The following is a 9,559-nucleotide window of genomic DNA, read 5'->3' on the forward strand; positions in this document are numbered from 1 at the left end:
CCATGCTTTATCCCTACCTGACCTTGGATGTTCCCGAGACGGCGACCGACGAGGAGGTGCGCCGCGCGTACCTGCAGAAGATTCGCATCTATTCGCCTGAACAAAGCCCCGACGAGTTTCAACGGGTGTGCGAGGCGTACGAATTGATCAAAACCGAACTGGCGCGCACCCGGTTGCACTTGTTTGGCATGCGCGGGAACAATCCAGGCGCGCCCATGGCCGATCTGGTGCCCAAACCGGTCACCGTCGAGCGACACCGAGCTGGAGTAACCCTGTGGATCGAAACGAATACGAACCAACCCTGACGCCGACGGCGATCCTTCCGGATCCCCAAGCGGAATCTGTCGCCGAAACGCCGAGCGACTGGCGCGAGGACATCCTGTCGGATTTCCGCGCCTGGCTGTACAGCCTGACGGATGACGACGCAGAATCGTCGGTCGCGGACGAAAGTCCGGTTGTTGAATCGACCGACTCGACCTCGGATACAGACGAGCCGGATGCAGTCAAACCCGACCTCGCCGATTTGGATACAGACGAACCGGACGCATCGGAACCGGATTTGGAAACGCTGTTCGGTGAACTTGCGGCGCTGCGTCAGGAAACCCGCCTGGTGGGACGCGCCAGCCAGCAGGCGGAACGGCAGCTCGGATCACTGGCCGAGAGCCTGCGCGCCGAGTTGCGCGAGCAGAACGAACGGTTGGCGCGCACCACGGCCGACCTGAAAACCCAACTGCCGATCGCCCGGCGCGAAGCACAGGGCGCGGTGCTGACGGAGCTGATCGCCATCCGCGCCGCCCTCGAAGACACGGTCCGGGCCGCCCGTCGGCGCACGCTGCCGCCCTGGCCCTGGCTGGGCGCGGCCCGTCAGTTGCTTCAGGAAGGGGCGACCAGTGCGCAAATGGCTCTAGACAAGGCCGACGATGCCTTGCGTCGCTTGTCCATCGCCTCCGTGGCCGAACCGGGCGAGCCCTTTGACCCGAAGTGGATGCGGGCTGTTGCCACCGTGACAGGCTCGGGCCGGCCCGCCGGAACCGTTGTGACCGTCGTGCGCCAGGGTTGGCGGCGCGAAGATCAGGTGTTGCAAACCGCCGATGTGGAGGTGTCAAAAGCGTTATGAACGTAATGAATGCAGATCCCGTGATTGGCATCGATCTCGGAACCACCAACAGCGAAGTGGCCGTATTCGTGGACGGACGCGTCGAGACCGTTGAGGAGAACGGCACCGCCATCCTGCCGTCCTGCGTCGGACTGGACCCCGCCGGCAATCTGCTGGTCGGCGTCGAGGCGCGCAACCAATTGGTGCTCTATCCAGACCGGACCGTGCGCTCCGTGAAGCGCAAGATGGGGACGGATGCGCTGCTGACTCTGGGTGACCGCACCTTTCGTCCGCAGGAGGTTTCCGCCATGATCCTGCGCCGGCTCAAGGAGCGCGCCGAAAAGCGGCTGGGGCGCCCGGTGGCCAAGGCCGTGATCACGGTGCCGGCGCAGTTCAACGATGCGCAACGCCAGGCGACGCGTGATGCCGGCGCCATCGCCGGCCTCGAAGTCCTGCGCATCATCAACGAACCCACGGCCGCCTGCCTGGCCTACGAAGCCGCTCACAAGCACGGTGCCCGCACGGTCCTGGCCTTCGATCTCGGCGGCGGCACGTTCGACGTTTCCATCGTGCGCATGGAGGGCGACGTGGTCGAAGTGATCGCCAGCCACGGCGACAACCAGCTCGGAGGCGACGATTTCGATACCGCGCTGGCCGCCAGCATCGCAGACCGCCTCTACAGCCGCCAGGACAAGCCGGCACTGCTCACCCCGACGGCCATCTTGCGCCTCAACCGTGCCGCCGAAACCGCGAAGATGCATCTGTCGGACCAGACCTTCGCGCGCCTGATCGAAGACCAACTGCCGACGGAGCGCGGCGGCATGGACTGCATCGACGAGGAGATCAACCGGCTCACGTTCGAAGATATGCTTGAGCCATTCCTAACGCGCATGCTGGCCGCCGTGCATCGGGCACTGGCCGATGCGGGGCTGAAGCCCCGCGAGATCGACGAGATTGTGCTGGTCGGCGGCTCCACCCGCATCCCAGCCGTGCAAAATCTGCTGGAACGCGAATTCGGCAAGCGCCCCCGCACGGACGTACACCCCGACTTGGCCGTGGCCTACGGTGCCGGCGTCATGGCATCCCGCCTGATGGGCGCGACCGAGCAGCGCATCCTCGTGGACATTACGCCGTACACCTTCGGCACGTCCTGTCTGGGCGATGTGCGCGGACAATACTGCCCATACCACTTCGCCGCCGTGATCCGCTCCGGGGCGCCCCTGCCGGTCCGCCGCGCGGAAAGTTTCTATACCTGCTATGACTGTCAGGAAGTTGTGGAGGTCAACATCTTTCAGGGCGAAAGCGATGACGCACGCGAAAACACCTTGATTGGCCGGTTCATGATCAAGGGCCTTTCCCGTGTCCCCCAGAACAACGAGATTGTCCTGCACATGGCTCTGGATCTGGACGGCATCTTGCGCGTGACCGCCACGGAGAAAGCCACCGGTCTCTCCAAAGAGGTGGCCATTGAGAACGCCCTGGCCAAGCTGGATGCTGCACAACTTGAGAAATCGCGCAAGGAAGTCGCCGCACTCTTCGCGTCGGCGCCGTTGGATGATGGAGACGCCCATGCGTGTGGGGACGATGACGCGGGCCTTGCCACCGAAGAACCCCCGCCCGACGACTGCGCAGACCTGCTGGCGCGCGTGACACAGGCACGCGCCAAGATGGATGCGGCGGATCAGGCCGACACGGACCGGATTCTGGCGCAACTCGCGGCCGCGCGCGAGGCGCGCGTCGACGCGGCCGTGGGCAAGGCCATAGAGGAATTGAAAGACATCCTCTTCTATCTGGAATCCGAATGAACAACTGCCCCACCTGCAAACGCACGCTGGAGAAGGGCGTCCCGACGTGTCCTCGTTGCGGCTGCGATCTTTCCACGCTGCAAGCGGGTGACCGCGCCGCGCGTCAGTGGTTTGAAGCCGGGTGTCGAGCCTTGAGGGAAAGGGATTTCGACGCCGCTACCGCCGCCTTTGATCGCGCCTGGCGTTGGCGTCACGACCCCGCCTTCGCGTCGGCCCGGGCCGTGGCCGCTCTCTGCCTCGGCCACCACGAATTGGCGCTCCACCGCCACGGGCAGGCGCAAGAAGCACTCCACCCCTTAAACCTAGAACCGTAAGTTGAACTGAACTTTGGTCTTTTTTGTGGACGCATTCACGGCGATTGGGCAGCCCTTTCCGGCGGTGCGCAAACTTCATCCGTGCCAGACTATTTCTATGTCCCCTGAGGCTCCCCTGAGGCTCCTGGATTGACTGAAGGCCGAACCGGCAAATGCCTGGCCCGCCGTCACCCGCCGGGCGCCGCAATCGGCTTCAGGCGCAGGTCGCGGGCCGCGCACAGTCCTCCCCAGTCCGCAAAACGGAGCGGTCGCGCCCCGTCTTTGCGCTTCGGGCCGAAGTTGTCACGGTGTTGCTGGAAGACCTCGTTCACAAACGCCTTGCTGCCGATCGCCAGACCGTCGCTGAAATAACGAACCCGGCATCGCAAAACATCCCGCAACGGCAGTTCCCCTCGCTGTTTCACGATCTGTTGAACCTGTTTCACGGTAAGAGTCGGCGGCAACGCCGCGCCGCCAGTGGTGCGTCCGCTTTCAGGGCCGGCTGCATCAATCAGATGCCTGTAACGTGATGCAACCGTACGCCAACACCCGGCATGCGCCTCGCCAAAAATCAGCGCAAGTCCCTCGCGGGCCCGTTTCCCGCCAGCCACGGCCTCGCCGTAGCCGCACCAGGCGTAGTCCCGTGGATCGCTCACAATCCCCGCGCGCACGGCATTGAGATCAATGTACGCCGCAATCGTCGCCAGCGCGCCCACACTCTGGCGCTCCCGCAGCGCATGCGACGGCGGCTCGATCATCACGCTCTTGAATCGGTCCTCCCACAGCGTGCCGGTCCGTCCCTTCCGCCGGTTGTACCATTGCGTGAACCGTTGCTTCACCGTCTTCACAAACGACCCCGCATCACACATCCGCACGCGCAGCCGATCCTGCTCCTCCTGCACCCGAGTATCCAACCCGTGCGTCCGCCACAACGCCCATTGATCCAGTATCGCCACGACCTCCCGACGGTCATACATTGCCGCCAGGCGTTCCACAATTTCCGCTTCGCCAAGCTCGCGCTTCGCAGGCACCTCGGCCAGAATATGGAAATGATTGGAGAGGATCGCATAGGTCAGCACCCGTACGCCACTGAACGTCTCGACTCCGCGCATCAACTCCCGAAACTTCTCCCGCTCCACGTCCCCCAGAATCATCTGCCGGTCCACCACCCGGCTGATGCAGTGATAATAACCCTTCCCATCCGCTGTGATCCGTGATGCTCGCATGACAGCCCCCTCTCTCTGCGGTTGTAGCGGGGCAATGTTAGCACATCGTAGTTGCCATATCCACAACAAGTGACAGATTACGGGGGCGGGGCGCCTTGTCTACCTTGCTCCGCAACCGATCCGAAGGGGTTCTGCAAGAGCCTCGATTAAGTAACCCTCATCAGAACCGCCATGCGCCCACGGGTGCGTCAGCGGGGCGGCGCGAAACGGGCAATGATCGCCTCGGCCGTGCGGATGCCGTCCACGGCCGCGGAGGTGATGCCGCCGGCGTGGCCGGCGCCTTCGCCGGCGGGGTAGAGGCCGCCAATGCTGCTCTCGCCCGATTCGCTTCGCGGCATGCTCACCGGCGATGAACTGCGGGTCTCCACGCCGGTCAGGATGGCGTCGGGCAGGTCGAAGCCGGCGACGCGCCGGCCGAACTGGGGGAGCGCCGCGCGGAGGGTGTCCGCCACATACGGCGGCAGGCAGCCGCGGAGATCCGCCGGCCGCACGCCGGGGGTGTAGCTGGGCGTCACACGGCCAAACTGCGTGCCGGGCACACCGCGCAGAAAATCGCCGACCCGTTGCGCCGGGGCGCAGTAATTGGCGCCTCCGAGCGCGAACGCCAGTGATTCCCATTGCCGCTGGAAATCAAAGCCGCTCAGGGGCGAGTCGCCCGGAAAATCGGCGGGCGTCACGCCGACCAGCACCGCGGCGTTGGCGTTGACCCGGTCGCGCGCCGAGGCGCTCATGCCGTTGGTGACGATGCCGCCGCATTCGGATGCCGCCGCGATCACCTCGCCGCCGGGGCACATGCAGAAGGTGTACGCGCTGCGCCCGTGGGGCGCGTGATAGGCCAGCTTGTAGTCGGCCGGACCCAGACGCGGATGTCCCGCAAAACGGCCATATTGCGCCGTGTCAATGAGCGCCTGGGGGTGTTCAATGCGCACGCCCACGGAAAACGGCTTGGGCGTCAGGCGCAGGCCGCTGTGATGCAGCATCGCCACGGTGTCGCGCGCGCTGTGTCCGATGGCCAGCACGCAGACCTGGGCGGGCAGGGATTCGCCGGTTTGCAGGCGGACCCTGCGGAGTTGCTGCTGATCCAGATCGAGACCGGTCACCTGGTGTTCAAAGCGGACTGATGCGCCCAGCGACTCCAGTCGCTGGCGGATCGCGACCACCACGGCGCGGAGGCGGTCGGTCCCCAAATGCGGCTTGGCGCTGACGAGGATGGAGGGGTCGGCGCCAGCGGCCACAAACTCCTCCAACACCTTGCGGCAGCGCGGATCATTGATGAGGGTGGTCAGCTTGCCGTCCGAAAACGTGCCGGCGCCGCCTTCGCCGAACTGCGCGTTGGAGTGCGGGTCGAGCGCCCCCCCGTTCCAGAACGCCTCGACGTCCCGGCAGCGCTGCGGCACCGGCCGGCCCCGTTCCAGCACGATCGGCCGGTAGCCGGCCTGCGCCAGCGTCAGCGCCGCAAAAAGCCCAGCCGGACCGGTGCCCACGACCACGGGCCTGTGCTGCAAGGGGGCTGTGCCGGGGGAGGCCGGATGGTAGGATTCGTCGGGGGAGGCGACCACCTGGGGCGAGGCGGCGGCTTGGAGCAGCCGAGACTCGTTGGCCACGACGACATCCACGGAATAGGTCAGGGTGACGGCGTTCTTTCGTCGCGCATCGATGGCCTGGCGGCGCACCACCCACTGCTGCAACGCCCCGGGCTTCACGCCCAGAACACGGGCGGCCGCAACCGCGATGTCATCGGGGGCGTGATCGAGCGGCAGGTGTATGTCGTGGACACGGAGCATGGAGCGGTTCCGGGGAAGAGAAGGGTTCAGGGTTCAGGGAAAGGCGCAAAGCACGAGGTCATTGAATAAACTGCCGTTTCCAGGTTCATTCCCTATTGCTGCGGCGCGGCGGGGACGCCGCTGCCCTACCTTGCGTTTCGCGGCTTTCTGAACCCTGAAACCTGAACCCTTCCCAACGGCTAGGCCCGCGCCGGGCCTGCCAGCCGGGCGTTGATGGCGGCGGCGGCGCGGCGGCCTTCGCCCATGGCGAGGATGACGGTGGCTGCGCCGAGGACGATATCGCCGCCGGCGTAGACGCCATCGAGGCTCGTCTGACCGGTCTCGTCGACCAGGATGTTGCCGTATTTATTGACGTTCAGGCCGGCGGTGGTCTGGCGGATCAGCGGGTTGGATTCGTTGCCGATCGCCACGATCACGGTGTCCATCTCCATCTCAAACTCGCTCCCCTGGATTTCAACCGGACGCCGGCGGCCCGAGGCGTCGGGCTCGCCCAGCTCATAGCGGAGACATTCGATGGCTCGCACGCAGCCGTTGTCGTCGCCGAAGATCCGCTTGGCATTCTGGAGGATATGGAATATCACGCCCTCTTCCCGCGCATGGGCGACCTCCTCGACGCGGGCGGGCATCTCCTGTTCGGTGCGCCGGTAGATCAGGTGCACCTCTGCCGCGCCCATCCGGAGGGCGGTGCGGGCGGCGTCCATGGCGACGTTGCCGCCGCCGAGGACGGCGACCTTGCGGGATGGGTAGATCGGCGTGTGGGCCTGCGCGGTGTCGTAGGCCCGCATCAGGTTGGAGCGGGTGAGGTACTCGTTGGCGGAAAAGACGCCGACGAGGTTCTCGCCCGGGATACCCATGAACTTCGGCAGGCCGGCGCCGGTGCCGACGAAGACGGCATCAAAGCCGTCCCGATCCAGCAGGTCGCGCAGCTTGCGGGTGCGGCCGATGACGTAGTTGGTCTCCAGCGTCACGCCCATGGCCTGGAGGGTCTCGATCTCCTTCCGGACAATCGCCTTGGGGAGGCGGAACTCGGGGATGCCGTAGACGAGGACGCCGCCCGGTTTATGAAACGCCTCGAACATCGTGACGGCGTGGCCTTCGCGGCGGACATCGGCCGCGACCGTGATCGAGGCGGGTCCCGAGCCGATGACGGCGACTTTTCGGCCGGTCGGCGGCTTGATGGCGGGGACCGCCTGTGCGCCGCCCTCCCGCTGGCGATCAGCGACAAACCGCTCGATGCGGCCGATGGCGACCGACTTGTTGACATCCTTGAGGATCTTGCCGAGTGTGCAGGGTGCCTGGCACTGCGACTCCTGCGGGCAGACCCGGCCGCAAACGGCGGGGAGCAGCGACGCCTCGCGAATGATGGCGATCGAATCGTCAAAGCGCCCCTCGGCCGCGGCCTTGACAAAGGCGGGGATGTTGATTCCCACCGGGCAGCCGCCGACACAGGGCGCATTCTTGCACTGGAGGCAGCGTTCGGCCTCGAGCTGGGTCTGTTCGGGCGAATAGCCGAGAGCCACCTCGTTCATATTGCTGCGGCGGAGGTTCGGATCCTGGTTGGGCATCTCTTGCGGCGGGATGGCGGCGCGATCCTTGGCGGTCAGCGGTTTTCCGGACGCTCGGATTTCGGCCAGTTTGGCGGTGGCGGCGTGATGGAGCTGATCGGGTGTGGCGTGAGACATAAACGTTATCCAGCGGCGAGTTTGTGGGCCTGTTGTTGCAGATGGCAGGCGTGGTGGTCGGCGTCCTCCCGGCTCTTGTAGGAGCGGAGGCGTTTCATCATGTTGTCAAAATCGACCTGATGGCCGTCGAATTCGGGGCCATCGACGCAGACGAACTTGGTCTCGCCTCCGACGGTGACGCGGCAGCCGCCGCACATCCCGGTGCCATCGATCATGATGGTGTTGAGCGAGACCACCGTCGGAACGCCATACGGGCGCGTCGTTTCGGCGCCGAACTTCATCATGATTGGCGGGCCGATCACGACGGCCAGATCGGGTTTCGGGTTCTGTTCGCACAGTTCCTTTAGGGGGACGGTGACCAGCGCCTGACGGCCGCGGGAGCCGTCGTCGGTGACGATGATCAGATCGTCGGCGAGCGCCCGCATTTCATCCTCCAGGATCAGCAGCGACGCAGTGCGGGCACCCATGATGATGGTCAGGCGGTTCCCGGCGGCCTTGAGCGCCTCGGCGATGGGGTGCAGCGGCGCCACGCCAATCCCGCCGCCCACGCAGACCACATGGCCGAATTTCTCAATGTGGGTGGGTGTGCCCAGCGGACCGAGGAGCGCCGGAATGGTATCGCCGGGGTTTTTGTCGGCCAGCAGGTGGGTCGTTCGCCCGACCGTCTGAAAGATCAACGTGATCGTGCCGCGTACCGGGTCGGCATCGGCGATGGTGAGCGGTATCCGTTCGCCGAAGGCATCGTCAACCTGGACGATGATGAACTGGCCGGCCTTCCGTTCGCGCGCGATCAACGGTGCCTCGACTTCGATGCGGAAGACCTCTGCGGAGAGCTGCTGCTTGCGAATGATTCGGTTCATGCATGCCTGTTTGTTGGCCGATGGAAACGGGTATGTCGTGACAATTCGAGATATAGTAGCAAAACAGCGCCCGGCCGGACAAGCGCGAATCAGCGCCCGAACAAAACGCACCTTACTTTAAGGCTTGCGAAACGGCAGGCTTATCCAGTACACTCCGAGACAAATTATCTTGGGGTAGTGTTCTCACTGCGATGAAAGGGACCACGATGCGCGCGTTTGTTTTGGGAATGGCGCTCTCTGGACTCCAATTGGTGGCCCGGGCCGATGGATTGAGCGTCGAGTCGTTCAACCATGCGGGACGGCTGACATTCAACGAAATTCCGACCGCGACGGTGTACCGGGTGGAATCGGCGCCCGCGCCTGGCGGCTCGTGGAGGGCCGCTTCAAACGGCGCTGCGCCGATTACGCTTGTGGCGAGCGGATCGGGCAGCGTGACCTGTTCCGTTCCGATGGACGTCGCACGGCAGTTCTACCGTGTGGTGGCGACCGTGACCAACGCATCGCCGCAGGACGTTCCCTCGTTTCTGGTGTTGGTTCCGGGAGGAACGAACAGCGGAAATGATCCAGACTTGGGAGCGTATTCCCTCACGGTCGCGACCTTTTACATGGACCCTCGAGAGGTCACGAAGGCGATGTGGGATGAGGTCCGGATCTGGAGCGCAAGCTATGGATACGCCTACGATAATGTCGGATCGGGAAAGGGGACCAACCATCCCGTACAGGGGGTCAATTGGTATGACTGCGTGAAGTGGTGCAACGCCCGGTCCGAGAAAGAGGGACTCACGCCAGTGTATTATGCCGATTCCGACATGT

Annotated in this window: 9 protein-coding genes; 5 read left to right on the forward strand and 4 right to left on the reverse strand. The window is 64.7% G+C overall.

From position 1 onward, the window contains the following. Nucleotides 1–2 precede the first annotated feature (2 nt). From FJ222_03670 to FJ222_03685, 4 genes are read left to right on the forward strand one after another with little or no spacing between them, the layout of a single operon-like run. On the forward strand, nucleotides 3–305 hold the full coding sequence (locus FJ222_03670) for a J domain-containing protein (protein ID MBM4163524.1): 303 nt from the start codon (nucleotides 3–5) through the stop codon (nucleotides 303–305). After that, nucleotides 128–1,117, forward strand: a complete 990-nt coding sequence (grpE, locus tag FJ222_03675; protein MBM4163525.1) for a nucleotide exchange factor GrpE — start codon at nucleotides 128–130, stop codon at nucleotides 1,115–1,117. The genes FJ222_03670 and grpE overlap by 178 nt, the downstream gene beginning before the upstream one ends. 5 nt (nucleotides 1,118–1,122) lie before the next feature. Then, a complete protein-coding gene (locus FJ222_03680; GenBank protein MBM4163526.1) occupies nucleotides 1,123–2,901 on the forward strand; it encodes a heat-shock protein Hsp70 in 1,779 nt (592 codons plus the stop codon). Beyond that, nucleotides 2,898–3,215, forward strand: a complete 318-nt coding sequence (locus FJ222_03685; protein ID MBM4163527.1) for a hypothetical protein — start codon at nucleotides 2,898–2,900, stop codon at nucleotides 3,213–3,215. Before FJ222_03680 ends, FJ222_03685 begins: the two co-directional genes overlap by 4 nt. A 167-nt stretch (nucleotides 3,216–3,382) precedes the next feature. On the opposite strand, the gene FJ222_03690 is transcribed toward FJ222_03685, so the two are convergent. The 4 genes from FJ222_03690 to FJ222_03705 form a co-directional block, all read right to left on the reverse strand. Beyond that, nucleotides 3,383–4,420, reverse strand: coding sequence for a hypothetical protein (locus FJ222_03690; GenBank protein ID MBM4163528.1), 1,038 nt, complete (start codon nucleotides 4,418–4,420; stop codon nucleotides 3,383–3,385). Nucleotides 4,421–4,608: 188 nt separating this feature from the next. Further along, nucleotides 4,609–6,204 (reverse strand): FAD-binding protein, encoded by a 1,596-nt coding sequence (locus FJ222_03695; protein MBM4163529.1) that lies wholly within the window; start codon nucleotides 6,202–6,204, stop codon nucleotides 4,609–4,611. A gap of 179 nt (nucleotides 6,205–6,383) precedes the next feature. Beyond that, complete coding sequence (gene gltA, locus FJ222_03700) at nucleotides 6,384–7,886, reverse strand: NADPH-dependent glutamate synthase (GenBank protein MBM4163530.1); 1,503 nt, start codon at nucleotides 7,884–7,886, stop codon at nucleotides 6,384–6,386. A 5-nt stretch (nucleotides 7,887–7,891) separates the two neighbouring features. After that, a complete protein-coding gene (locus FJ222_03705; protein MBM4163531.1) occupies nucleotides 7,892–8,746 on the reverse strand; it encodes a sulfide/dihydroorotate dehydrogenase-like FAD/NAD-binding protein in 855 nt (284 codons plus the stop codon). A gap of 191 nt (nucleotides 8,747–8,937) precedes the next feature. Between FJ222_03705 and FJ222_03710 the strand changes: the two genes are divergently transcribed. Then, a partial coding sequence (locus FJ222_03710) for a formylglycine-generating enzyme family protein (GenBank protein ID MBM4163532.1) occupies nucleotides 8,938–9,559 on the forward strand: 622 nt, incomplete at its 3' end.

The sequence above is a fragment of the Lentisphaerota bacterium genome (genome assembly GCA_016873675.1).
In the GTDB taxonomy this organism is placed as follows: Bacteria; Verrucomicrobiota; Kiritimatiellia; order RFP12; family JAAYNR01; genus VGWG01.

Bases quoted from the DNA above. Each gene is read 5' to 3' on its own strand.
- FJ222_03685 (MBM4163527.1), top strand. From the start codon at position 2,898: ATGAACAACTGCCCCACCTGCAAACGCACGCTGGAGAAGGGCGTCCCG.
- gltA (MBM4163530.1), bottom strand. From the start codon at position 7,886: ATGTCTCACGCCACACCCGATCAGCTCCATCACGCCGCCACCGCCAAA.
- FJ222_03705 (MBM4163531.1), bottom strand. From the start codon at position 8,746: ATGAACCGAATCATTCGCAAGCAGCAGCTCTCCGCAGAGGTCTTCCGC.
- FJ222_03695 (MBM4163529.1), bottom strand. From the start codon at position 6,204: ATGCTCCGTGTCCACGACATACACCTGCCGCTCGATCACGCCCCCGAT.
- FJ222_03680 (MBM4163526.1), top strand. From the start codon at position 1,123: ATGAATGCAGATCCCGTGATTGGCATCGATCTCGGAACCACCAACAGC.
- FJ222_03670 (MBM4163524.1), top strand. From the start codon at position 3: ATGCTTTATCCCTACCTGACCTTGGATGTTCCCGAGACGGCGACCGAC.
- FJ222_03690 (MBM4163528.1), bottom strand. From the start codon at position 4,420: ATGCGAGCATCACGGATCACAGCGGATGGGAAGGGTTATTATCACTGC.